This is a genomic window from Pseudomonas sp. Pmew2, from assembly GCF_058129885.1.
Genome location: NZ_CM176702.1, coordinates 1,108,598 through 1,132,198 on the forward strand (window position 1 = coordinate 1,108,598; position 23,601 = coordinate 1,132,198).

The following is a 23,601-nucleotide window of genomic DNA, read 5'->3' on the forward strand; positions in this document are numbered from 1 at the left end:
CCTGAAACCGGGTATGAGGAGGAATTCATCACAACGCCACTCAATGGTTTCAGGCCCCGCAGCGAGCAATCTAAGCTGTTGCCGCTGTTTTGGCAAAGCGTGAAAGCACTATTCGATCAAGCACCCAGACAATCAGCATCGAAATACCCACCAGAGGGAATATGACGCCCAGGGCAATCATGACCACTGTCGCGGTTTTCCAGCGTGGCAGGTCGTGGCGCAATGGCGGTACACCCAGCCCGCTCCGAGGTCGGCGCTTCCACCAGATCACCAACCCACTGACCGAGCTGAGCAGTACCATCAGGCAGACCAGCAGGATCAGCAACTGATTGATCCAGCCGAAAAATTTACCTTCATGCAGCATCACGCCCAGCTCGGTGGCCTTGGACACTGCGCTGTAATCAACGTAGCGCACGTCGGCCAGCACCTTGCCGGTGTATTGATCGATATGCAGCGTCGCGTCATCGCGCGGGTCGTCGGCGAACACCGACACGGTGAACACGCCATCAGCTGTTTTAGGCTGGGTGATGCTGTAGCCCGGTACGATCTCTCTGGCGCGTGCAATGTCGACAACTCGCTGCAATGACACGGTTGGCGCTGCCGGTGCGCTGGACATATGCATGTGGTCCATGTGCTCGGCGTGCTCGCCGGTTGAAACCGGCATCGGCGTATTTTCCATGGCCCATGGCACGGTCTGCACGCTGGCATTGTTCAACTCGCCAGCCTGCTTGTCGGACTTGGGCACGTCAGTCCACATGGCTGCCGGGAAGGTGTTCCATACCGCAGCGTATTGTTTGCCCCATAGCCCGGTCCAGGTCATGCCGCTCAACAGCATGAACAACAGCAAAAACGCGCCCCAGAAACCGGTCACCGCGTGCAGATCACGCCACAGCACGCGCCCCTTGGCGGTCAGGCGTGGCCAGAACACGCCGGCGGCCGAGCGGCCTCGGGGCCACCATAGATAAAGGCCGGAGACCACCAGCACAATCCCCCAGCCAGCCGCCAGCTCGACAAGCCGGTCACCCAGCGTACCGATCATCAGCTCGCCATGCAGTGCGCGGGCAATCGCCTGCAGGTTCTTTTTGGCGTCCTGGGTGCCAAGAACCTCGCCGCGATAGGGGTCAATGAAGACATTCACCTCGCGGCCCTGCTCGCTGATCACAAACTGCGCACTGCCCTCGGCGTTTAACGGCGGGAAATACTTGCCAATGGCTGCCTGTGGGTAAGCACTCTTTACCCGCTGTTGCAGCTCGTCGGCAGTGAGGCGGTGCTCGGCCGGTGCCACGCTGAGCAGGTCGTGGTACATCAGGTTGTCCAGTTGCGGCTTGAACAGGTAAATGATGCCGGTCAGCGATAACAGGATCATGAACGGCGCGACGAACAGCCCTGCATAGAAATGCCATCGCCAGGCAAGGTTGTAAAAAGAGACATCAGGTTTGGACACGTTCAACGCTCCCCAATAGGGATAACACAGCACGAATGGCGCGCAGCCTTGAGCTGCGCGCCGTCGTGGAATCTTTTTTTCGGGTTATGCCGTGGTGAGCGCTGGCGGTGCCCGGCTTCGGGCATTGGGGAATATAGCCTTGTGTGCATGCCCCGGCAGCGGCTGCGAGGCAAAGAAATCACCCGGCCTTGGCGGCGGGGCTGCGACCAGTTCCAGCACATGGGGCAGCGCCGGGCAACTGAATAGCAGTGTGCAATAGCCGCATTTTGCCCACAGCGCGTGATCGCTCATGCCCGCATCGGCAGGCATGGAATGCTCGCCGCCGTGATGGGCGTGGCTGTCTGCCGACATATCCATACTGGCTGGCATGGACATCGACATGCCGACGTGATGATCCATCGGCATCGACTGGGAAACCAGTGGACCGATAAAGATCATCAACATGGCGAACAGACTCAGCCATGCGCCCCGTTTGTTACGGGTGGCTGATCTGTCGCGAACGCGGCGCAATGTGCTCACTTTGTAAAACGACTCAGTGCTGGTGTTCCGGAGCCTGCTTTTGTACCACGACCTGCACCTCGACATCTCCCGCCTTTTCAAAATGCAGGGTCATCGGGAAGCGTTGGCCGGTGACCAGCTTCGAACGGTCTTTCAGGTCCAGCAGCATCACGTGCCAGGCCATCGGCGCGAAACTCACCTTCGCACCGGCCGGGATGTCGACCGCCTGAACGTGCTGCATCTTCATCAGCCCGTCGGCGTGTATATGTTCATGCAACTGCGCTTGCCCGGCGATGGGGCTGTCGACGCTGATCAGACGATCTGCGCTGTCGCCCTTGTTCTCGACAGTGAAATACGCCGCGACCGTCGGCGCATTGGGCGGCAGCTCCATTGACCAGGGATGGCCAATCAGCAACGGCCCAGCCTTGTACTCATGGGCCTGGGCAAAGCAGGCTGGCAGCAGTAATGCGGCCAGCAGGAGTGCGTTTTTGAGCATTGAGGGGGTTCTCCGGAGGTTTTAGAAAAAGAGTGAAGGGCAGCTCGACTGGACATACGAAACACTCAGGTAAACCTTTAAGCACACGCTAAGTGTGCGCGCTTTGTAGAGTCGCTCCCAAGCACGCAGCCATAAGGTGATGGGATGAGTGAGAGGGCAAAGTCGCATCGTTTGCGCATCGGACGGATCTCCGGTACAGGCCAGATTTATCTGGTCACCGCGAAAACACTCCAGAGAAAACCTGCTTTTTCTGACTGGCGCATGGGGCGTCTCTTCGTCGATGAGCTTCGGCAAGTCCAGGAGCAGCAACTGGCCGATTCATTAGCGTGGGTCGTCATGCCGGACCATATTCACTGGCTGCTGCAGTTGAATAGCCACTCGTTATCCAGAGTTGTACAGCGCGTCAAATCGAAAAGCGCGATCACCATAAACAGAGCCAGCGGCTGCAGTGGACCTTTTTGGCAAAGCGGATACCACGACGTAGGCATCCGCACTGAAGAAAGCCTTTTAAATTTCGCCCGTTATATTGTTGCCAATCCTGTTCGAGCCGGCTTGGTCAAAAGCGTGCGTGATTATCCCTTATGGGACGCAATTTGGCTTTGAAAATAACGACCCTGTGGGAGCGAGCTTGCTCGCGAAGGCGGATTAACGGATCAATTGATTTTCAGCGGCTATACCGGCCTCTTCGTGAGCAAGCTCACTCCCACTGGTCGGCTTGTTTCACGATTTTCATGAGGACTGAAGACGGTTCATTCACTCCAGCCCCAACGCCTCCAGCACCTCATCCACACTCCACAAAATCCGATCCACCTCAGGCAACTCCGGGCGTTTCAGGATCAGGACGGGCAGGCCGCGCTCGCGGGCGACTTCAAGCTTGGGTTCGGTGGAGCTGCTGCCACTGTTTTTGCTGATCAGCACATCAATATCGCGTTGTTCAAACAGCTGACGTTCGTCTTCCAGGGCAAACGGGCCGCGCGCGCCGATCACTTCGCAGTGGTCATTGCCGGGGTAGCTGTCCAATGCCCGAAGCGTCCAGAATTGATGCTCCGGAATCTCGTGCAGATGCTGCAAAGGCTCGCGCCCCAAGGTGAACAGTGGGCGCTTGAAGGGCGCCAGTGCCGTGACCAGTTCTGACCAGTCGGCCACTTCGCCCCAGTCATCACCCGCACCAGCCTGCCAGGCAGTGCGGCGCAAGGCCCAGCAGGGAATTCCAGTCAGCCGGGCCGCACAAGCAGCGTTGCGGCTGATTTGCGCAGCATACGGATGGGTTGCGTCCAGCAGCAAATCGACGCCCTGGTCACGAATGTACTGCGCCATGCCCTCTGCGCCGCCATAGCCGCCAACTTTCAACTGACAGGCCAGATCTGCCGGCACTCGACCCACACCTGCCAGGCTATAGATATGCTCAGGCCCGAGCCTGCGTGCAATCGCCAGCGCTTCGGTAATGCCGCCCAACAGCAGAATTCGTTTCATGTGTGTTCCTTCGATAACGCAACGCCCGCCTGACCGACGATACCGCCCTGACGGTCTATGGCGAACACTTCGACCTGAACCTGTGCAGGCACCACGCTGCGGGCAAAAGCCAGCGCATGACGACACACCTCATCGCCCAGCGGCACGCCCGCCGTTGCGCACATCGCCAGCGCCTGCTGGCTGGTATTGGCATCGCGAACACGTTGTTGCAGGTCTGCGTCCGCGCCGACATCCGCCGCCCACAGCGCCAGTTGCGGCAGGTCGATGCTCGAATGGCGGCTGTGCAGATCCATGTGGCCTGCGGCCAGTTTGCTGATCTTGCCGAAGCCACCGCACAGGCTCAACTTATCCACAGGCACCTTGCGCAGGTGCTTGAGCACTGCACCGACGAAATCGCCCATTTCGATCAGGGCGATATCCGGGATGTTGTACACGCGGCGCATGGTGTCTTCGCTGGCGTTGCCGGTGCAGGCGGCAATATGCCGATAGCCGTTGGTGGTGGCGACGTCGATGCCCTGATGGATCGACGCGATGTAAGCCGCGCAGGAGAAGGGCCGGACAATCCCGCTGGTGCCGAGAATCGACAGTCCGCCGAGAATACCGAGGCGCGGATTCATGGTTTTGAGCGCCAGCGCTTCGCCGCCCTCGACGCCAATCGTAACCTCGAAACCACCGCTGTAGCCGAGTTCTTCCGCCAGCTGCAGCAAGTGTTCGGTCATCATGCGTCGAGGCACCGGGTTGATGGCGGGCTCGCCCACCGCCAACACCAGGCCGGGGCGGGTCACGCTGCCTACACCTGCGCCTGCCACGAAGCGCACGCCGGGTGCCATTTCCAGCCTGACGCGCGCAAACACTAGCGCGCCGTGAGTAACGTCGGGATCGTCCCCGGCATCCTTGAGTGTTCCGGCTTCGGCGAAGTTATCCACAAGGCGGCAGAATTCCAGGCGCATCTGCACCTGTTTGCCCTTGGGCAACACAATCTCTACCGCATCGCTGATTTGCCCGCTGAGCAACAGCCGCGCTGCCGCGAGGCTGGTTGCTGTGGCGCAGCTGCCGGTGGTCAGGCCACTGCGCAGCGGAGCAGGCTGTTCGGCGGTTTCTTCGCGCATCAGGGTTTGACTACATCCAGCAGAGTGATCGGCAAGGCCTGACGCCACGTATCGAACTCGCCAAGAGGCTGAGCATGGGCGACGTGAATACGCGTCAGTTCGCCGCCATGCCGCTCGCGCCAGGCCATGAGTGCAGCCTCGCTTTGCAGGGTTACTGCATTGGCGACCAGCCGCCCGCCGGAGCGCAACTGCTCCCAGCAGGTTTCCAGCACGCCGATACGGGTCACGCCACCGCCGATGAAAATCGCATCCGGACGCTCCAGACCGCTCAGCGCCTGTGGCGCGCTGCCACGGACCAATTGCAGGCCCGGCACGCCCAACGCATCGCGATTGAATTCGATCAGTTGCTGACGGCCTTCGTCCGCTTCTATGGCCATCGCCCGGCAGGTTGGGTGCGCGCGCATCCATTCGATGCCGATGGAGCCGCAGCCCGCGCCGACGTCCCAAAGCAGTTCACCCGGCACCGGAGCAAGGCGGGCAAGGGTGATCGCCCGCACGTCGCGTTTGGTCAACTGGCCGTCATGCTCGAAAGCGCTGTCTGGCAAACCGGCCACTGTACTCAGGCGAATGGCGCTGGCGTCGGCGCGACAATCGACGGCAACCAGGTTCAGCGCAGCGATCTCGGGATTGCCCCATTCACTGGCCAGCCCCTCGACGCGCCGTTCGGCTTCACCTCCCAGGTGCTCCAGGACCGTCATGCGGCTAGGGCCAAAGCCTCGTTCGCGCAGCAAACCGGCAATCACTGCGGGGCTGCTGCCATCATTGCTCAGCACCAGCAGACGTACGCCATGATGGAAATGAGCGTTCAATGCGGCTACCGGACGGGCAACCACTGACAAGGTAACGACTTCCTGCAACGGCCAGCCCAGACGAGCGGCGGCCAGAGAGTAAGAAGAAGGGGCGGGCAGAATACGCATTTCGTCGATGGCGACTACGCGTGCCAGGCTGGCGCCGACGCCGAACAGCATCGGATCGCCACTGGCCAGTACGCAGATTTCGGCACCGCGCTGTTCCAACACCGGGTTCAGCGAAAATGGACTCGGCCATGCACGCCGCTCGGCGCGAATGCACGGCGGCAGCAATGCCAGCTGGCGCGGACCGCCGAACACCTGATCAGCGTGCAGCAGAGCGTGCCGGGCGTTCTTGCCCAGGCCCTTGTAACCGTCTTCTCCGATTCCCACGACTGTCAGCCACGGCGACATGTACCTACCTCAATCCGAACTTCCGACAGAGCGCCTTTTCATGCCTGCGGACAAAGCAGGCATAATACCGCGCCCGACGGGGTACAAGTGCTCTAATCCACGTCCAGTTCATACCGGGTGATCCATTGAACGAGCCGCAGTCCGCTCGCACATCCTCTGCAACGCTACGCCCCTCGGCCTGTCCGGGGTTGCTGCGTATCGTCCCGGCACTGGACGGCGGGATCTGCCGGATCAAGCTGGCGGGCGGGGTCATCAGCAGTGTGCAGGCAATAGCGGTTGCAGAGGCTGCGCAGACTTATGCACAGGGCGTTATCGAAGCCACCAACCGCGCCAACCTGCAAATTCGCGGCATCGGCGCTGATCACGATGGGTTGATCAAGGCATTGATGGCGGCAGGACTCGGCCCGGCCAACCCTGCCAGTGACGATGTGCGCAACCTGATGCTCAGCCCGACCGCGGGGCTGGATTCGCGCATGCTGTTCGATGCCCGACCGTTGGCGGCGCAGGTTCTCGATGCGCTGGAAAATCACCCGCGCTTCCATGAGCTGTCACCCAAATTTGCGTTGTCGCTGGATGCTGGTGAAGCGCTGGTGATGCTCGAACACGCGCATGATGTGTGGCTGTCGGCGCTGAACCTCGACGGCGAAGTGCTGCTGGCGTTCGGGCTGGCCGGTTGCCCGGCCAATGATCGACCGCTGGCCGCTGTGCCGCTGGCGGCTGGAGAAACGCTGGTTGTCGGGTTGCTGGAATTGTTCCTCGATCTGGCCCGCCCGGAGCACACCCGGATGCGGCATCTGCTGGCCGAGGTGTCGACCGACGATGTGTTGCGCGAGCTTTCTACCCGGCTGGACTGCGCGTTGCGGGTGGATCAAGCCGTCACCGGCTGGCAGCGCCCGGCCATTCAGGGCAATCGGCATATCGGTATTTATCCACAGGCCGAGCCTGCGCGGGTTGCGGTGGGGGCGGTGGTTCCGCTGGGGCGTCTTGATGCCGCCACGCTCGCCATCGTCGCGCAACTGGCAGAAGAGCAGGGCGACGGCACTTTGCGCCTGACGCCCTGGCAGAGCCTGCTGTTGCCCAATGTGCCGGTCGAGCGCGCTGCAACAGTGATGACGGCGTTGCAGGCCGCGGGTCTGATCTGTTCGGCCGAACAGCCACTGGCGCAGATGGTGGCGTGTACCGGTTCTGCCGGCTGTGCAAAAGGGCTGGCCGATACCAAGGCTGATGCGCTGCAACTGGCTACCGGCCTTGTTGCCAGTCAGGCCGTTCATTTAAGCGGTTGCACGCGTTCCTGCGCTGCTGCTCACGTAGCGCCGGTAACCTTGCTGGCCGTTTCGCCCGGCCGTTACGACCTTTATTTTCGCGACGCAGCGCATGCCGGTTTCGGTGTGCTGCGCGCGCGTGACCTTACTATTGAAGCAGTCGGTGCGCAGTTGAACGCCGACTCACGGAGCAACATTGCATGATTGATTACATCCGCGATGGTCAGGAGATATATCGCAACTCCTTCTCGATCATTCGCGCCGAAGCGCGCCTGGACACGATCCCCGCCGACCTGGAAAAACTCGCCGTGCGCGTGATCCATGCCTGCGGGATGGTCGAAGTCATTGAAGACCTGCGCTTCTCGCCGGGTGCCGGTACGGCCGGGCGCAATGCCCTGGCCGCCGGTGCACCGATCCTCTGCGACGCACGCATGGTCTCAGAAGGCATCACCCGTACCCGGCTGCCCGCCAACAACCAGATCATCTGCACATTGCACGATGAAGGCGTGCGGGAAATGGCGCTCGAACTGGGCAATACGCGCTCTGCGGTGGCGCTGGAGCTGTGGCGTCCGTACCTGGAAGGCAGCGTAGTGGTCATCGGCAATGCGCCGACTGCGCTGTTCTATCTGCTCGAAATGCTCGATGCAGGCGCGCCGAAACCAGCGCTGATTCTCGGCTTTCCGGTTGGCTTTGTCGGCGCTGCCGAGTCCAAGGCCATGCTTGCCGCAGACAGCCGTGGCGTGCCATTTGTGATCATGCAGGGTCGTCGTGGCGGCAGCGCCATGGCCGTGGCCGCTGTCAATGCACTGGCCACGGAGATCGAATGATGCAGGCACGCGGTCGATTGATTGGCCTGGGCGTCGGCCCCGGCGACCCGGAGCTGATTACCGTCAAGGCGCTGCGCCTGCTGCGGGAGTCGCCTGTGGTGGCGTACTTCGTGGCCAAGGGTAAAAAGGGCAACGCATTCGGCATTATCGAAGCGCACTTGCAGGACGTTCAAACGTTGATGCCACTGGTCTACCCGGTCACCACCGAAGCCTTGCCAGCGCCGCTGTCCTACGAAAAAGTCATCAGCGACTTCTACGACGAGTCCAGCCTGCACATTGCGGCGCACCTGAACGCCGGGCGCGATGTCGCGGTGATCTGCGAAGGCGACCCGTTCTTCTACGGTTCCTACATGTACCTGCACGACCGCCTGGCCGAGCGCTACGAGGCGCAAGTGATTCCGGGTGTGTGTTCGATGCTCGGTGGCGCTTCGGTACTGGGCGCGCCGCTGGTGTATCGCAACCAGAGCCTGTCGGTGCTGTCCGGCGTGCTGTCCCACGAGGACCTGAAACGCAAGCTGGCTGATGCCGATGCAGCAGTGATCATGAAACTGGGACGCAACTTCCACAAGGTCCGTGAAGTGCTGACCGAACTGGGCATGGCCGGGCGTGCGCTGTATGTCGAGCGCGCAACCATGGCCAACCAGAAAATCGTCCCGCTGGATCAGGTAGACCCGATGTCTTCGCCGTATTTTTCGCTGATTATCGTTCCGGGTGACAGGTGGCAAGGCTGATGACTCTCAACATTCCAGCCATCGTCATTCTCGGCAATGGCAGCCTGGCTACCGCGCGGCGCATTCAGCAGCTGTTTCCCGATGCGCAGATTCATGGCCTGGCCGAGCGTGTGCAGAACGCTGACATTACCTACAGCGAATTCGGTAGCACGCTGCGTCAGTTGTATCAGCAAAACACCCCTATTATCGCCCTGTGTGCCGCTGGCATAGTGATTCGCACCCTGGCCCCGCTGCTGTTGGAGAAGGGCGTCGAGCCGCCGGTACTCGCCGTAGCTGAGGACGGTAGTGCAGTGGTGCCACTGCTTGGTGGCCTGGGCGGGGTCAATGTCATGGCGCGCAGCATTGCCAACGGGCTTGGCGTTGCACCGGCAATCACCACCAGCGGCGAATTGCGCTTCGGCACCTGCCTGCTCAACCCGCCCAGCGGCTATGCACTGGGCGACCTGGAGCTGGGCAAGCGTTTTGTTTCCGACTTGCTCTCCGGCGAACCGGTGCGCATTGAAGGCGAGGCTCCCTGGCTGGAGCGAGCGCAACTGCCCGAAGACCCGCAGGCTGAGCTGACGATTCATGTCGGCTGCGCCCTACGTGAGCCCGCTCCCCATGAATTACTGATCTACCCGCGCAGTGTACTGGTCGCCGTCAGCGAAATAACCGCTGAACTGGCTATGCGGGTCCGCTCGGCGTTGCACGACGCAAGCATTGCCGAGCAATCCCTGGCTTGCCTGCTGGCCAGCGAAGAGCAGATGGCCAATGCGCAGTTGCATCAGGCAGCCAGCGAGCTGGGCGTCCCGGTGCGCTTCGACAAGGCTGGGGCGGCCAGCGAAATGGCCTCCCGCTGCGTGCCGCAACGGTTGCCGCCACTCAGCGTCGACGACATGGCGATTGCCGTCGCGACTCAACCGCTGGATGTGCAGAACATCGGCCGTGGGCGTGGCCGGCTTGCAGTCATCGGCCTGGGCCCCGGCGCAGAGGACCTTATGGTGCCTGCCGTCAAGGCTGAACTGGCACGCGCCAATGATGTGCTGGGTTACGAAACCTACGTGCGCATGGCCGGGCCGTTTCGTGCCGATCAGGTACTGCATTGCACCGACAATCGCGAAGAAATGCTGCGTGCCCGGCATGCCTTCGAACTGGCCGCGCAAGGTCGTTCGGTGGTTGTGGTGTCGTCCGGTGATCCGGGCGTGTTCGCCATGGCCTCGGCAGTGCTTGAAGCGCTGCACGAGTCCGGCAACCCGCACTGGCACTCGGTCGAGCTGGAGATTCTCCCGGGTGTCTCGGCTTCTCTGGCAACCGCCGCTCAGGCTGGTGCGCCGTTGGGGCATGATTTCTGTGTGTTGTCGCTGTCCGATAACCTCAAGCCTTGGGAGATCATCGAAAAGCGTCTGGACCTTGCCTGTCAGGCAGACCTTGCGCTGGCCTTCTACAACCCGATTTCCCGTTCACGACCCTGGCAACTGGGGCGTGCGCTGGAGATAGTTCGCCAGCACCGCACTCCTGAAACGCCCGTCACGCTTGGGCGCGACATCGGTCGTCCTGGCCAGACACTGCGCGTCATTACGCTGGGTGAGCTGACGCCGGAGCAGGTGGACATGCGAACCATGGTGCTGATCGGCTCTTCCCTGACCTGCACCTTTCCTCGCAACGAAGGCGGCAATTGGGTCTACACGCCCCGCTGGTATGGCGCGAAACCTACAGCCTGAGCCCATAGGCTTGTCGTACCTGTATCGAATTTACTGTGGGAAAGTGCTGAAACCTCTGCGTATCAACAGGCAGTCAGGCCGAGTTTTCGGCCTGGCTGCTTGCGCGAACGGATGTTCTTCAAGTTGCCAGGCTTGTGGCTTTTTTCTCTGTCCTGCCACGGATTTTTCTTTCGCCCGCTGTTTACCGAGGGCTGAGCACAGCTTGAGTTTTGCGCGCGCCATCGAGTGTTGCCGCGGCAGTTGAAAAAGCCATCAATAGACCGCTCGAAAGTGCCGGAAAAACGGCCTGATTTATTTGATTAGTCTCGTATCTGTCCACAAGGACTCACGAATTAAAGGACTAAATGAAATGAAACAGGACAATACGATGAGCATGACCGACAACCTTGATTACATTGCCGCTTGTGAGCTGGCTGAATGCCCTGCTTCGTCCATCGCCCACGCAGCAGCCATAAAGCCTGAATTGCTTCTGGCCAGTGACGAGACTGACTTTGACCCAGGCGATGAAGCTGCCAAGGGTGCTGTGGTTGCAAGCAGTCTGCTGGCATTTGCCGAGGGCGTTTCGCGGCAGAGCAAGCAAGACGTCATGGACTCCTTTCTGTTTGCCACCCTTGTGGCCAACAAGGCGTTCAGCCCTGAAACCCAGGGTGATCAGTGGTACGACAAATTCAACGAAGTACTCTCGAAGGTTGGCTGGCTTTCCACCCATTGGAACTATGCCCGCTATCGTGCTACCCAGCAGCGTTTCACCATGGACGAAGTCGGCCTTGAGATCCTTGGCTCGGCTGTTGCGGCTGCCGCTTTGCCTGGGCCTGCATCGCTGCTGATGCTCAAGGTCGCTGCGGGTGCCATCGCTGCACTGAAAGCTAAAAAAGAGCCTCTGCGCCTGTTTGAAGGCCAGACAAAAACCCACCGCGGAGGCAGTTTCCGTATTGCCTCGTGCATCGAGTCCGATGACAAGACCGTGACTCTGTCCATGGGCGCGGTCAGCTTCCAGACCGACAGTGATGTCACCAATGTCCTGTTCTGGGAGTGGCAGGACACAAACGTTGAAACCTGGAAAGGCGAGGACAACCTGGTGCTCAACACGAGCCTGTATTCGCGCCATCGCGACCTGATCCAGCAAAAGCTGAGCGACAACGCCAAGAGCGCGATCGAAGAGTTTGAAATCTGATCGGGTTATTTGCGGAGGCACGGGTTGCCTCCGCTTTCGGGATAAAAAGGAATTTCTCCCATGAAGCAGGAATTGGATGCCGCAGTCGTCAATGCCGGCTGTTTGCTGTTTTTCCCCACGTCGCAGCAGGTCGCGCCGAAAAACGATGTGCTGGACTCGATGCTGTATGTGCAGTTGGCAGCATCGAAGCAGCACCCCAGGTTCGCCGAGTTCGGAAAATGGAATGAAAGCCGCCTTGCTGCGGCTCTGCGTTTCGGCTGGGTGCTGAATGCCAGCGAACACGTCAGCGAGCCTTTGCCGGTAGATGCTGTCCGAACCGTATGGAGTTGCCTCGAGCGTGCCCTTGCACCGTCAGTGTCAGCGCAGACCCTGCAGGACGCAGAAACATTGATGCGTAAAGTGTGCAAGCAATCGGCTCATAACACGGCGCTTCAGTTGCTGCGTAGCCAGACGGTACAGAGCGGTTTGAATCATGCGGGAAAATTGCAGGTCGGCGTAGTCCTGCAACTGGGGTTCTTCGACGATCAGCACAACCTGACGCTGGCGCAGCTTCAGTTCGCCACACGTCAGCCGTTGCCATCCGGTTTTCTTTTCGAAGTACTCGAACCGCAAAGTGTCTACGGCAACATCGCTGTGACCGTTTATAAAATGCAATTGATTGAACAGGTCTATTCGCAGTTTCGCGATGACATCGACAAGGCGTTGTCGAGCAGGCGTCCCGGCATGATCATGTCGCTTGGGGAAACGCCTTATGTCTGATCTGGATGAGACCCTGCTGGCAGGGGCCAATCTCCTGTCGTTCGCCCGTAACGTCGAGCCCGGTTTGCGTCAGGACGTACAGGACTGTCTGCATCACGCGAAACTTGTCGCCGATGACCAGCATTCCCCGCGCATGGCCTGGCGTTCATGGCTGGACGCTTACCAGCAAGCCATTCTTGCAACGGGTGGACGGCGCAGTGCGGTGATTAACGACGTGCGCTTGAGAATTCACAGTTTCAGGGACATTGGCAAATTGCAGCTTCCAATGGTCAATAACTCCGTCGAGCTTCGCCGGCTCTATCGCAGCTCACTCGACAGGCTGCTGAGCAGTAACCATGCGAAGACATTTTTCAGCAGCTGGTTTACGTCTGGACGTTCTGAAAGCTTTCAACTCATGCCTTGTGCAATGCACAGCGAAGACGAGGTGATGATCCTGTTGTGCAGCCTGCAGATGACCACCGTTGCGTCGAGGCCAGCGCTTTATTTCTGGCAGATTCTTGGCGGAGAAATGCAAGTACATGCTGTTGGTACTGCGTTTCGGTTCAGTCGCAAGAGCTTCGAACCTTTTCGCCAGACTGTTCAGGACATGCTGGCTGATCGTGCTGCCGCTGAAATCATCAATTTATAACGACGGTCAAGTTCCCATGGAAGGGAGTTACTCAAATGAAAGCAGGCACAGGCAATGCGGCGTATCTGGGCGATATCCCCAGTATGGTGACGTTTCTTCCGGGGCTTACAAGTGAGGAGCGCACGGACATTCAGGATGTACTTCTGGATGCGCAGTTGTTCGCAGGTAAGCAGTTTGATTTCAAGACGCAGTGGAGCAGTTGGATGCATTACTACCGCAGCCGGCTCAAGACACGTGGCATACAGCAAAAAGGCGTGGTTCTGGGCGACTCACTGGTCGTAAGCAATGTCGATGATTTGTTACAGGCGACCTTCAAGGTCAGCAGTCCAGCGGACCGCAAGCGCCTTGGCGGCATGGTGCAGCGCGCTGTCGCAGCATTGGGAGTGAATCAGGCGGCAGAGTCTTACTTTAAAAACGGCTTTGAACAAGGCCGTCTGGGCAGCTTCCAGGTAGTGCCCTGCGAGAAGTATGAACCTGATCGGGTACTTCTGTTGCTGTGCAGTCTGCATCTGAGCGTGGACGAGCACGCGGCAGGTAGCCGACGGCTGCTGTTTCACGTCAAGGGCGGCAGTTACACCTTTGACCGCAAGATTTACGCCGCACATCGTAATGATGTAACGCGGTATCTGGACGGCAGGGCGCAAGGGCTGGTGCGGGCTGCACGTATCTGAGTTGTATCAGGGCAGCAGATAGCCCCTTATACCGGTAAAGATGATTTGTGCCGCCAACGCACAGACGAACAACCCCATCAGGCGGCTGACAATCTGCAAACCCTGATCGCCCAGGATACGTTCGATACGGTTGGAGAGGTAAAGCACCACGCCAACCGTGAGGCTGGCCAGTGCAATACTCAGGATGGCAGTGAGTTTGTCATCCCAATGAGGCTGACTGACGCCCATGACCAGTAGCGCACCAATGGTGCCGGGGCCGACGGTAAGGGGAATGGTCAGCGGAACAATGGTCACATCCTGCTGGATATTATCGGTCTGGACGGCCGATTTGCCTTGGGCCATACCCAGCGCGGATATGAACAGCACGCTGCCAGCCCCAATCCTGAAGGCATCGACCGTGATTCCGAATACATCGAAAATCACTCTACCGAACAGATACAGCAAGATGCTGGAAATCAGTGTCGCCAGCGCTACCTTCCAGGCCAGACGCCGCTGTTCCTTGCGCGAGTGACCGCGGGTCAGGCTGATGAAGCAGGAAAGAACGAAAAACGGGCTGTAAAGCACCAGCATTTTCAGATAGACGCTGAACAACACGTGAAGCATGGCTTCGACTCACAGCAGCAGGTGGATGGCAGCGCCAGTCTATCAGGCCACTGTGTGCCTTTCCCGTTGCTGTCAGTTTCTTCGATACTGCTCACCGTCCGAAGGCAGTCCGCGAGCCTTGTCGCGGTGTGCTACCCAGTGTTCGACCAGTTCGCGCAGTTGCGACAGCTCGATAGGTTTGGCCATGTGACCATCCATACCTGCCTGGCGTGCACGATCCTTGTGCTCAGTGAGAATGTGCGCAGTCAGTGCAACGACCGGTGTGCGCACCCGCTGATTGCCGACTTCCCAGGCACGCAATTGCTCGGTTGCCGAGAAACCGTCGAGTATCGGCATTTCACAGTCCATCAGTACCAGGTCATAACGCTGCGCCTTCATGGCACGCAGCGCTTCTTCGCCGTTGCTCGCCGTATCGGGATTCAGGTTGAGCTTGCCGAGCATGCCGCGGATCACTTTGGTCGAAATGCTGTTGTCTTCGGCTACCAGAATCCGGAAGTCGCCCGGTACGCTGACCGGCGTATTGATGACCGGGCCAGGCTTTTGTGCAGCAACTCCCTTGTTCAACTGGGTCAGTTCATCTGCCAGCGTCGTCTTGAGCGTGTAGCCCGCCACCGGTTTGGCCAGAATGCGCTTGATACCGGAGTTGCGAGCAATGATCTTGCTTGGGGCATTGCTGATACCGGTAAGCATGATCAACAGAATGTCATGATTCAGACTTGGGTCTTCCTTGATCTTGGCGGCCAGTTGCATGCCGGTCATGCCGGGCATGTTCTGGTCGAGCAGGACCACATCGAAATAGTCGCGCAGATGCGCCTTGGTCCGCAGCAAGGCCAGTGCCTCCTTGCCGGACGCCACTGCACTGACATTCAGACCCCAGGCGCTGCATTGCTGGACCAGCACCTTGCGGCAGGTATCGTTGTCGTCAACCACCAGCACTCTGGCATCTTTCAGCGGGCTGTCCAGATCGATGGTCGGCTGCTCCAGCAGCTTTGCGTCCAGCGGCAGGTTCAGCCATAACGTGTTGCCCTGGGTGCCGCTGTTCTGAATACCGAATTCACCGTCCATCAGGATGATCAACTGGCGGGCGATGACCAGCCCCAGGTGACCACCGAGCCTGCTGCTGGCCAGGAAGTTCCGGCTGTGCAGTTCGGCGTGCAGCAACTCTTCACGTTCTTCGTCGGAAAGCGATTCACCGCTGTCCTGCACCGAAATACGCAAACGCGTCTTTCCGTTTTTCGAAGACTCAAGGGCGACGGCCAGAAGAATTTCACCTTCGTCAGTCTTCTTCAGGGCATTTTCCAGAAGGCTCAACAGCGTCTGGCGCAGGCGAGTCGGGTCACCATTGATAACCCGTGGCACCTGGGGCTGGATCTGGCTGATCAGCTCGACCTGCTGCTGCTCGGCCTTGGCGCGGAAGATGTTCAGGCAGTCCTCGACCAGCGCGCCGATGTCGAACTGCACATCGTCCAGTTCTATCTGCCCTGACTCGAGCTTGGTGATGTCCAGAATCTCGTTGATCAGCGTCAGCAGTTCGTTACCGGCACTGTGAATGGTCTGCACATAGTCGCGCTGCTTGACTGACAGCGGCGTACCGAGCAGCAGTTCGGTCATGCCCAGCACGCCATTCATGGGGGTGCGAATCTCGTGACTGATCTTGGCCAGAAATTCGGCTTTGGCGTTGATTTCGGCGGTACTCGCAGCCTGATCACGGCTGAGGCTGAAACGGTCTTCGGTGATGCTGCGATGGCGTTCGCTAAGGGCCAGGCTCATCGACAGACCGCTGATGCAGAACACGCTGAGCAGCGCGAGTATCAGCCACTGTGGCGGCACCAGACTCAGCCACAGCAGGCCCGGAAGAACCACCATGTAACCAATGTTGAAAATGATCATCCCGAGGACAAACAGACGCGCCGAACGATAGCCTTTCTGCCAGTGCCACATCGACACCGCCAGAATGCTCAACGTCGTCAACGAGACCAGGCCGAAAGTCAGAATATTGATCGGCAGTCTGTCGTCCAGCAGTACCAGCACAGTACCGATGCCCATGAGCACGGCGTTGCCCAGCAATAGACGATCCAGTTTGCGGGCGTTGCGATGGACGAAGAAGCAGTAGGTGTAGATCAGGCCTGCGACAGCCGCCAGCAACAGCGCAATGTGCGCACTGGGAGTCTGTGCGATATTCCACGGGTCAATCGGTCGCAGCAGGTTAAGCAGCAACAGGGCACTGAGCCCGAGCAGTGCTTCACAGGCGGCGAGCCATAGATTGCTACGCGAACGTGTATGCCCGTAGCGCGTCAGGTTCTGCACAATGAGCATCGACAGCGCACCGAAAAGCAGCCCGAACAGGAACGGCTCGGTCTCGTCGGCGGCGCTTTTGATGGCCGGCTCCAGGGTAATGCTGGGGCGCATTTTCTGGGTGGAGACCAGCTTCAGGTAGATATCCAGCGTGTTCGAACTCTGCGGGATCGGCAGCAGGAAATCGTTCGAAGGCAGACGCTGATCTTCCTTGGGCACCTCGTTGCCGGTGCGCAGGTGATCAATCTGTTGATCGCCATCCATGACATACATGTCCGCGCTGGCGAGGTCCGGAGCGAAGATGCGCAGAAGCTGCTCGTGCTGGGTAGGCAGCATGCGGTAATGCAGCCATACCGCACTGTCACGTTCCGCTGCAGTGACTCGTTCCAGCTCGGTAGGACTGAATTGATTCTGATAGCGCGCCGAACGAATTTCATCCAGCGTCAGGTGAGCCTTTTCGTCGAGCAGCGTCGACCAACCTGCGCCATGCTCGGCCTGTGCCGAAAGCATGAACAGCAGGGTCAGCAGTCCAGCGATTGAGGCTATGGCAATCCTGAGCCAGCGCACAATGAAATCCCTTCGTGAGTGAATGCCTGGTAAACCGCGAATGCCGGTTCAATCGGCCTGCCTCTGATTGAAGAGGCAGGCCTGATCGATTATTCCAGCTCTTCGCCACGCTCTCGGGCAATGGCACGGTAGCCAATGTCCTTGCGATAGAAACATCCTTGGCAATCAACCTTGGCAGCCAACGCATAGGCATTTTGCTGCGCATTGCCAACACTGTCACCCAGTGCCGTAGCACACAGTACACGACCGCCGCTGGTCACGACACGATCATCCTGCAAGGCAGTGCCTGCGTGGAATATCTTGCCTTCCAACTGTGCAGCAGCCTCCAGGCCTTCGATAACTGCGCCTTTGGCGTAATCGCCGGGGTAGCCACCAGTGGCCAGGACGATCCCCAGGCTTGGACGGGGGTCCCACTGTGCTTCGATCTTGTCCAGCGCCTGCGCCAGCGCTGCTTCAACCAGCAGTACCAGACTTGATTGCAGGCGCAGCATGACCGGCTGGGTTTCCGGGTCGCCGAAGCGGCAATTGAATTCGATGACCTTCGGGTTGCCAGCTTTGTCGATCATCAGACCAGCATAGAGGAATCCGGTGTAAACATTGCCTTCATCAGCCATCCCCCTGACGGTCGGCCAGATAACCAGATCCATGACACGTTGATGAACTTCGGCGGTGACCACCGGGGCAGGGGAGTAGGCCCCCATGCCACCGGTGTTCGGGCCGGTGTCGCCGTCGCCGACGCGCTTGTGATCCTGGCTGGTGGCCATGGGCAGCACATTCTTGCCGTCGACCATGACAATGAAGCTGGCTTCTTCGCCATCGAGAAACTCTTCGATAACGACGCGGGAGCCGGCTTCGCCAAAGGCGTTGCCAGCGAGCATGTCACGCACGGCATCTTCGGCTTCTGCCAGGGTCATGGCGACGATCACGCCCTTGCCTGCTGCAAGGCCGTCGGCCTTGATGACTATCGGAGCGCCTTTTTCACGCAGATAGGCCAGGGCAGGCTCGATCTCGGTGAAGTTCTGATAGTCGGCAGTAGGGATCTTGTGGCGCGCCAGGAAGTCCTTGGTAAATGCCTTGGAACCCTCAAGCTGCGCAGCGCCGGCGGTCGGACCGAAGCAGTCCAGACCACGGCTGCGGAACAGGTCGACAACGCCTGCAACCAGCGGCACTTCAGGACCGACGATGGTCAGTGAAACGTTCTTTTCAGCGAAATCCGCCAGTTGCTCCAGTGCCAGAACGTCGATAGCCACGTTCTCGCATTTGGCTTCGATGGCCGTGCCCGCGTTGCCGGGTGCGACAAACACCTTCTGCACACGTGGGTCCTGAGCGACTTTCCATGCCAGGGCGTGTTCACGACCGCCGCTGCCAATGATCAAAACATTCATTTCAAAAACCTCGATGACGCTGATTCTGGAGTACGCGGTGTGCCTGAGGCGACCCAACCTCCGTACGAGACCGCACTGGCGCAGCAGACGCCTGCGCCAGTGCGGCCGTTTTTCTGATTAGTGCCTGAAATGGCGCATGCCGGTGAAGACCATCGCGATGCCTGCTTCATCTGCTGCTGCAATCACTTCGTTGTCACGCATCGAGCCGCCGGGCTGGATGACGGCAGTGATGCCGACCTTGGCCGCGTTGTCGATACCGTCACGGAACGGGAAGAACGCATCGGAGGCCATGACTGCGCCCTGTACCTGCAGCCCAGCATGTTCGGCCTTGATGGCGGCGATGCGTGCCGAGTTCACGCGGCTCATCTGGCCTGCGCCGACGCCGACGGTCTGGCGGTTGCGGGCGTAGACGATGGCGTTGGACTTGACGTACTTGGCGACTTTCCAGGCAAAGATCAGGTCGTGCATTTCGTGTTCGGTAGGGGCACGCTGGGTAACGACCTTGAGGTCTGCCTGAGTGATCATGCCGATATCGCGGCTCTGTACCAGCAAGCCGCCATTGACGCGTTTGTAGTCCCAGGCAGGCAGACGCTCGCTCCACTGGCCGCTGGTCAGCAGGCGCACATTGGCTTTGCTGGCCACGATGGCACGCGCTTCGGCGCTGACGCTTGGCGCGATGATCACTTCGACGAACTGGCGCTCGACGATGGCCTTGGCCGTTGCTGCGTCCAGCTCGCGGTTGAAGGCGATGATGCCGCCAAATGCCGATTCGGAGTCGGTGGCATAGGCCAGCTCGTACGCCTGACGAATGCCGCCTTCATCATCCGGGCAGACCGCGACACCGCATGGGTTGGCGTGTTTGACGATCACGCAGGCCGGTTTGACGAAGCTCTTGACGCATTCCAGCGCGGCGTCGGTATCGGCGACGTTGTTGAACGACAGTTCCTTGCCTTGCAACTGGGTGGCCGTGGCAATGCCGACCTCGGCAGGTTTGGCTTCAACGTAAAACGCCGCGCTCTGGTGCGGGTTCTCGCCGTAGCGCATTTCCTGGGCCTTGACGAACTGGGTGTTGAAGGTGCGCGGGAACTGACTGCGGCCTTCGGTGCTCAGGGTTTCGGCAGTCTGGTCGACGCCGCCCACGTAGTTGGCGATCATACCGTCGTAGGCGGCGGTGTGCTCGAACGCCTTGAGCATCAGGTCGAAGCGCTGTGCGTAGGTCAGGCCGCCAGCCTTGAGGCTTTCCAATACCTGACCGTAGTCACTGGCGTTGACCACGATTGCAACATCTTTATGGTTCTTCGCAGCGGAACGGACCATGGTCGGGCCGCCGATATCGATGTTTTCGATGGCGGTCGGCAGGTCGCAGCCCGGCTTGGATACAGTGGCTTCAAACGGATACAGGTTGACTGCAACCAGATCGATCGGCTTGATGCCGTGCTCGGTCATGATGGCGTCGTCGATGCCGCGACGACCCAGAATGCCGCCGTGGATCATGGGGTGCAGAGTCTTGACCCGGCCATCCATCATTTCAGCGAAGCCGGTATAGTCAGCCACTTCGACTGCCGCGACACCGTTGTCCTTGAGCAGTTTGAATGTACCGCCAGTGGAAAGAATCTCGACGCCCAGCGCTTCAAGCTCGCGGGCAAACTCAAGGATTCCTGTCTTGTCGGATACGCTGATCAGGGCGCGACGGATAGGCAGGCGGGTAGTCTGGTCGGTCATCTCGATTTCCATCAAAAGCAAAAGAAGTCAGCAAAAAAAAGCGACCGCGGTGCAAGGTCGCCTTTTCTGTTTTGAATGCTTTAAAGCAGATCGTACTGTTTGAGTTTCTTGCGCAGCGTGCCGCGGTTCAGTCCCAGCAGCTCGGAAGCCTTCGTCTGGTTGCCCTTGACGTAGTTCATCACGCTTTCCAGAAGCGGAGCCTCGACTTCCGACAACACCAGGTTGTAGACGTCAGTGACGGATGCGCCTTCGAGGTGGGCGAAATAATTGTGCAGCGCCTTCTCGACACTTCCGCGCAGGGTCTGACCCTCTTCGCTCGGCGTGTTGAGGTGCTGTTTCAAATTGACGTTGTCGCTCACGGGTGTTGTTCCACTCACTAAAGTCTCGGTCATCATCGTCATGCGGCCACCTCTTTATCATTCTCGTTATCCGGGCCCTTGCAGCCTTGGCTGAAGAACTCCCGGACGTTGGCGCACTGTGCTTCCGTATCTTCCAAACGATTGAAGTGGGCGCGAAACTCTCTGGCGCCCGGCAGGGTTGCGAGATACCAACTGACGTGTTTGCGTGCAATACGCACGCCCATCACATCTCCATAGAAAACGTGGAGCGCTGCCAGATGCTCAAGCAGAATACGTTCCACTTCACTCGACTGCGGAGCCGGGAGTTTTTCTCCGGTACGCAGGAAGTGTTCTATCTCGCGAAAAATCCAGGGACGCCCTTGGGCGGCCCTGCCAATCAGTAACCCGTCTGCGCCGGTGGCCTGTAGCACGCGCCGGGCTTTTTCGGGTGAATCGATGTCGCCGTTGGCAAACACCGGTATCGACACTGCCTGTTTGATCATGGCAATGGTGTCGTACTCGGCTTCGCCGGTGTAAAGGTCGGCACGGGTTCGCCCGTGTACCGCCAGTGCCTGAATACCGGCCTGCTCGGCGATTTTCGCCACTGTCAGGCCGTTCCGGTTGTCGCGATCCCATCCGGTGCGGATCTTCAGCGTAACCGGCACATCGACCGCAGCCACGACGGCTTGCAGGATGTCGTTCACCAGTTGCTCGTCTTTCAACAGCGCCGAACCTGCTGCCTTGTTACAGACCTTCTTGGCCGGGCAACCCATGTTGATGTCGATGATCTGGGCACCCAGTTCGACATTGGCACGTGCTGCGTCTGCCAGCATCTGCGGATCACCGCCGGCGATCTGTACCGAGCGCGGCTCGGGATCACCTTCGTGGATCATGCGCAGACGCGATTTGCGGCTGTTCCACAGGCTCATGTCACTGGTGACCATCTCCGAAACCACCAGGCCGGCACCGAGTTGTCGGCACAGCTGACGGAAAGGCTGGTCGGTGACGCCCGCCATCGGGGCTAGGACCAAGCCGTTTTGCACTGTATATGGGCCGATGCGTACTGCCGACATAGCCTTACCTGTTGTGGAGGCCAAATCATCCGCAGGCCGTGTAAAAAACCGTTTCACCCGGTCTGCAACGGCCCGTCCCGCCAGCCGCTTGCGCCACCGTCAGATCGAACCGAGAGTTTGAAAAAGGGTTGGCATGATACCCGCTCTCGATGACTGGATAAAGGCTGAATTGGATAAAATCTGAACAGCTGGTTGTAGCGCTTGCAGAGAACGATTACACGGCATCTGGCGCTGTAAATTCTGCGATCATGCAGCGTTCCCTGGCCTAACGAGCCTGTATTGGATCAAGTAAAGCCGACGTTATGGCAGTAGGCCTGTCATTCCGGCGAACGGAAGTTCAGGCTGTAATTCACGGCCTTGGCGCCTGGATCAAGGATATCCAGCGCGATATGGATCGGCGTTTGCGGTGGCATCTCTTCCTTGCCGGCCATTTCGCCGCTCAGGTATTCACCGGGCTTGAACCGACGACTGGCAATCAACTGACCGCCGGTATCGGAAAAACGCAGCTCCAGCAGCGGGAACGGCTGGGAAAACGAGGCACGGTTGTAGATGATCGCGTCTACCACCAGAGCCCCCTGAAACTCAGGATGGCTGCGTACCACCAGGTTGCTGCTCTTGAGCTGGGATATGTCCACCTTGGTCGGCACCTTGCAGCCAATTTGCGGGCAAATCTGCTGGAACCACGGGCGATACTGATCCTGGCGCGCCAGTTGATCGAAATGGTACCAGACGTATTGACCTACCAGACCCGCCAAAGCCAGTACGATCAACAGGCCCCACGCAAAGCGTCGGCCCCAGCGCGGTTTGGGCGGCTGCCAGTCCAGTTGCAAAGGGTCGTCAGTCAGGTCAAGCAGTGCCTGCTCGCGCACTGCAGGTTCGTTACGGCTGCGTCTGCCACGTGGTTCAGGTTCTGGTTCGTCGTCGTCATGATCTTCGTCGTCATCCACGGCTGACCAGCGTTGCACTTTTTCGGCAGGCAGGGCCTTGCGCGGTGTGGTAACAAGCACGACGGGTTCGTCATCGTCCAGGTGCTTGTCCAGTGACAGCGAGGGCTCGGTCCTTTTGTCGTCGGGCAAAGCCTCCGGGTCTTCGGGCGGATCCGGGGCGGGGATGACCTCGGCGTGCAGCTCGGGCAGACGTTCGACATCGTCGTTGTGCAGCGTGCCGACCCAGGCAGCCTCGTCGGTCTGGCGATTGTCACGCTTCGCCGTCAGGTTCTCATCGTCAGTGCCGTTGTCGCTGGCCGGGCGGGCGAAGGTGTCGGGTCGTCGGGTCTCGCGCTGTTCGAGGCGAGCCAGTTCTTCGTCCAGGTTCAGATTGTCCAGATCCAGCTCGCTGACCTGCCAGGGGTCATCGTCTTCATGGGCCTTTTCCGGTTCAGGCTTCAATTCGGGTTCAGGCGTCGACGCAGGCTCTGGTTGGGGCGGCGCTATGACCACCGGTGCGGCGCTCAGGGCCTCCTTTTCGGAGTCGACTATGGCGCGCTGCTCCAGCAACTGCCGGGCTGCGTTGAAAACCTGCAGGCAGGCGCCACATCGCACCACGCCGCGGGCCACGCTCAGTTGAGCGTGGCTGACTCTGAAACTGGTCTGGCAGTGCGGGCACTGGGTGACAAAACTGTCGGTCATGCGGCTGTCCGGTTGA

The 23,601-nt window shown here is 59.5% G+C and carries 22 protein-coding genes; 9 read left to right on the plus strand and 13 right to left on the minus strand.

What is annotated here, in order from left to right:
* Nucleotides 1-70: 70 nt before the first annotated feature.
* From AC4ANK_RS05110 to AC4ANK_RS05120, 3 genes are all read right to left on the minus strand, one after another.
* Nucleotides 71-1,444 carry a PepSY-associated TM helix domain-containing protein gene (locus AC4ANK_RS05110; protein WP_002555391.1) on the minus strand — a complete coding sequence of 458 codons (1,374 nt, stop codon included), beginning with the start codon at nucleotides 1,442-1,444 and terminating at the stop codon, nucleotides 71-73.
* A gap of 84 nt (nucleotides 1,445-1,528) precedes the next feature.
* Entirely contained in the window at nucleotides 1,529-1,963 is a 435-nt protein-coding gene (locus AC4ANK_RS05115; protein WP_002555390.1) for a DUF2946 domain-containing protein, read from the minus strand.
* Between the two features lie 13 nt (nucleotides 1,964-1,976).
* Nucleotides 1,977-2,438 (minus strand): copper chaperone PCu(A)C, encoded by a 462-nt coding sequence (locus AC4ANK_RS05120; RefSeq protein ID WP_002555389.1) that lies wholly within the window; start codon nucleotides 2,436-2,438, stop codon nucleotides 1,977-1,979.
* 144 nt (nucleotides 2,439-2,582) lie between these two features.
* Between AC4ANK_RS05120 and AC4ANK_RS05125 the strand changes: the two genes are divergently transcribed.
* Nucleotides 2,583-3,041 carry an REP-associated tyrosine transposase gene (locus AC4ANK_RS05125; RefSeq protein WP_002555388.1) on the plus strand — a complete coding sequence of 153 codons (459 nt, stop codon included), beginning with the start codon at nucleotides 2,583-2,585 and terminating at the stop codon, nucleotides 3,039-3,041.
* 150 nt (nucleotides 3,042-3,191) lie between these two features.
* On the opposite strand, the gene AC4ANK_RS05130 is transcribed toward AC4ANK_RS05125, so the two are convergent.
* The 3 genes from AC4ANK_RS05130 to AC4ANK_RS05140 are packed head-to-tail and all read right to left on the minus strand — an operon-like array spanning nucleotide 3,192 to nucleotide 6,222.
* The gene (locus AC4ANK_RS05130; protein ID WP_002555387.1) at nucleotides 3,192-3,911 is read right to left on the minus strand and encodes a cobalt-precorrin-6A reductase; all 720 of its coding nucleotides are present in this window, start codon (nucleotides 3,909-3,911) and stop codon (nucleotides 3,192-3,194) included.
* Nucleotides 3,908-5,020: a cobalt-precorrin-5B (C(1))-methyltransferase gene (locus AC4ANK_RS05135; protein ID WP_002555386.1), complete on the minus strand. Its 1,113-nt coding sequence runs from the start codon at nucleotides 5,018-5,020 to the stop codon at nucleotides 3,908-3,910. The genes AC4ANK_RS05130 and AC4ANK_RS05135 overlap by 4 nt, the downstream gene beginning before the upstream one ends.
* Nucleotides 5,020-6,222 carry a bifunctional cobalt-precorrin-7 (C(5))-methyltransferase/cobalt-precorrin-6B (C(15))-methyltransferase gene (locus AC4ANK_RS05140; RefSeq protein ID WP_002555385.1) on the minus strand — a complete coding sequence of 401 codons (1,203 nt, stop codon included), beginning with the start codon at nucleotides 6,220-6,222 and terminating at the stop codon, nucleotides 5,020-5,022. Before AC4ANK_RS05140 ends, AC4ANK_RS05135 begins: the two co-directional genes overlap by 1 nt.
* A 125-nt stretch (nucleotides 6,223-6,347) precedes the next feature.
* Between AC4ANK_RS05140 and cobG the strand changes: the two genes are divergently transcribed.
* The 8 genes from cobG (at nucleotide 6,348) to AC4ANK_RS05180 (ending at nucleotide 13,974) form a co-directional block, all read left to right on the plus strand.
* Nucleotides 6,348-7,688 carry a precorrin-3B synthase gene (gene cobG, locus AC4ANK_RS05145; RefSeq protein ID WP_002555384.1) on the plus strand — a complete coding sequence of 447 codons (1,341 nt, stop codon included), beginning with the start codon at nucleotides 6,348-6,350 and terminating at the stop codon, nucleotides 7,686-7,688.
* Complete coding sequence (locus AC4ANK_RS05150; RefSeq protein ID WP_002555383.1) at nucleotides 7,685-8,311, plus strand: precorrin-8X methylmutase; 627 nt, start codon at nucleotides 7,685-7,687, stop codon at nucleotides 8,309-8,311. The genes cobG and AC4ANK_RS05150 overlap by 4 nt, the downstream gene beginning before the upstream one ends.
* Entirely contained in the window at nucleotides 8,308-9,042 is a 735-nt protein-coding gene (locus AC4ANK_RS05155) for a precorrin-2 C(20)-methyltransferase (RefSeq protein WP_002555382.1), read from the plus strand. Before AC4ANK_RS05150 ends, AC4ANK_RS05155 begins: the two co-directional genes overlap by 4 nt.
* The gene (cobJ, locus tag AC4ANK_RS05160; RefSeq protein WP_002555381.1) at nucleotides 9,042-10,742 is read left to right on the plus strand and encodes a precorrin-3B C(17)-methyltransferase; all 1,701 of its coding nucleotides are present in this window, start codon (nucleotides 9,042-9,044) and stop codon (nucleotides 10,740-10,742) included. The genes AC4ANK_RS05155 and cobJ overlap by 1 nt, the downstream gene beginning before the upstream one ends.
* A gap of 349 nt (nucleotides 10,743-11,091) precedes the next feature.
* A complete protein-coding gene (locus tag AC4ANK_RS05165; protein ID WP_044423910.1) occupies nucleotides 11,092-11,916 on the plus strand; it encodes a hypothetical protein in 825 nt (274 codons plus the stop codon).
* A gap of 60 nt (nucleotides 11,917-11,976) precedes the next feature.
* Nucleotides 11,977-12,675: a hypothetical protein gene (locus tag AC4ANK_RS05170; RefSeq protein ID WP_031597292.1), complete on the plus strand. Its 699-nt coding sequence runs from the start codon at nucleotides 11,977-11,979 to the stop codon at nucleotides 12,673-12,675.
* Nucleotides 12,668-13,303 (plus strand): hypothetical protein, encoded by a 636-nt coding sequence (locus AC4ANK_RS05175; protein WP_005732151.1) that lies wholly within the window; start codon nucleotides 12,668-12,670, stop codon nucleotides 13,301-13,303. Before AC4ANK_RS05170 ends, AC4ANK_RS05175 begins: the two co-directional genes overlap by 8 nt.
* 35 nt (nucleotides 13,304-13,338) lie before the next feature.
* Complete coding sequence (locus AC4ANK_RS05180; protein WP_002555380.1) at nucleotides 13,339-13,974, plus strand: hypothetical protein; 636 nt, start codon at nucleotides 13,339-13,341, stop codon at nucleotides 13,972-13,974.
* A gap of 6 nt (nucleotides 13,975-13,980) precedes the next feature.
* Here AC4ANK_RS05180 and AC4ANK_RS05185 read toward each other — a convergent pair whose 3' ends face one another.
* From AC4ANK_RS05185 to AC4ANK_RS05215, 7 genes are all read right to left on the minus strand, one after another.
* Nucleotides 13,981-14,577, minus strand: a complete 597-nt coding sequence (locus AC4ANK_RS05185) for a MarC family protein (protein WP_004655739.1) — start codon at nucleotides 14,575-14,577, stop codon at nucleotides 13,981-13,983.
* Between the two features lie 72 nt (nucleotides 14,578-14,649).
* Entirely contained in the window at nucleotides 14,650-17,439 is a 2,790-nt protein-coding gene (gene retS, locus AC4ANK_RS05190; protein ID WP_002555378.1) for a hybrid sensor histidine kinase/response regulator RetS, read from the minus strand.
* 89 nt (nucleotides 17,440-17,528) lie between these two features.
* The gene (purD, locus tag AC4ANK_RS05195) at nucleotides 17,529-18,824 is read right to left on the minus strand and encodes a phosphoribosylamine--glycine ligase (RefSeq protein ID WP_002555377.1); all 1,296 of its coding nucleotides are present in this window, start codon (nucleotides 18,822-18,824) and stop codon (nucleotides 17,529-17,531) included.
* Between the two features lie 117 nt (nucleotides 18,825-18,941).
* Complete coding sequence (purH, locus tag AC4ANK_RS05200; RefSeq protein ID WP_002555376.1) at nucleotides 18,942-20,546, minus strand: bifunctional phosphoribosylaminoimidazolecarboxamide formyltransferase/IMP cyclohydrolase; 1,605 nt, start codon at nucleotides 20,544-20,546, stop codon at nucleotides 18,942-18,944.
* 80 nt (nucleotides 20,547-20,626) lie between these two features.
* Nucleotides 20,627-20,947 (minus strand): DNA-binding transcriptional regulator Fis, encoded by a 321-nt coding sequence (fis, locus tag AC4ANK_RS05205; protein WP_002555375.1) that lies wholly within the window; start codon nucleotides 20,945-20,947, stop codon nucleotides 20,627-20,629.
* Nucleotides 20,944-21,957 carry a tRNA dihydrouridine synthase DusB gene (gene dusB / locus AC4ANK_RS05210; protein ID WP_002555374.1) on the minus strand — a complete coding sequence of 338 codons (1,014 nt, stop codon included), beginning with the start codon at nucleotides 21,955-21,957 and terminating at the stop codon, nucleotides 20,944-20,946. Before dusB ends, fis begins: the two co-directional genes overlap by 4 nt.
* Before the next feature lie 317 nt (nucleotides 21,958-22,274).
* On the minus strand, nucleotides 22,275-23,585 hold the full coding sequence (locus AC4ANK_RS05215; protein WP_002555373.1) for a DUF3426 domain-containing protein: 1,311 nt from the start codon (nucleotides 23,583-23,585) through the stop codon (nucleotides 22,275-22,277).
* Between the last annotated feature and the right edge of the window lie 16 nt (nucleotides 23,586-23,601).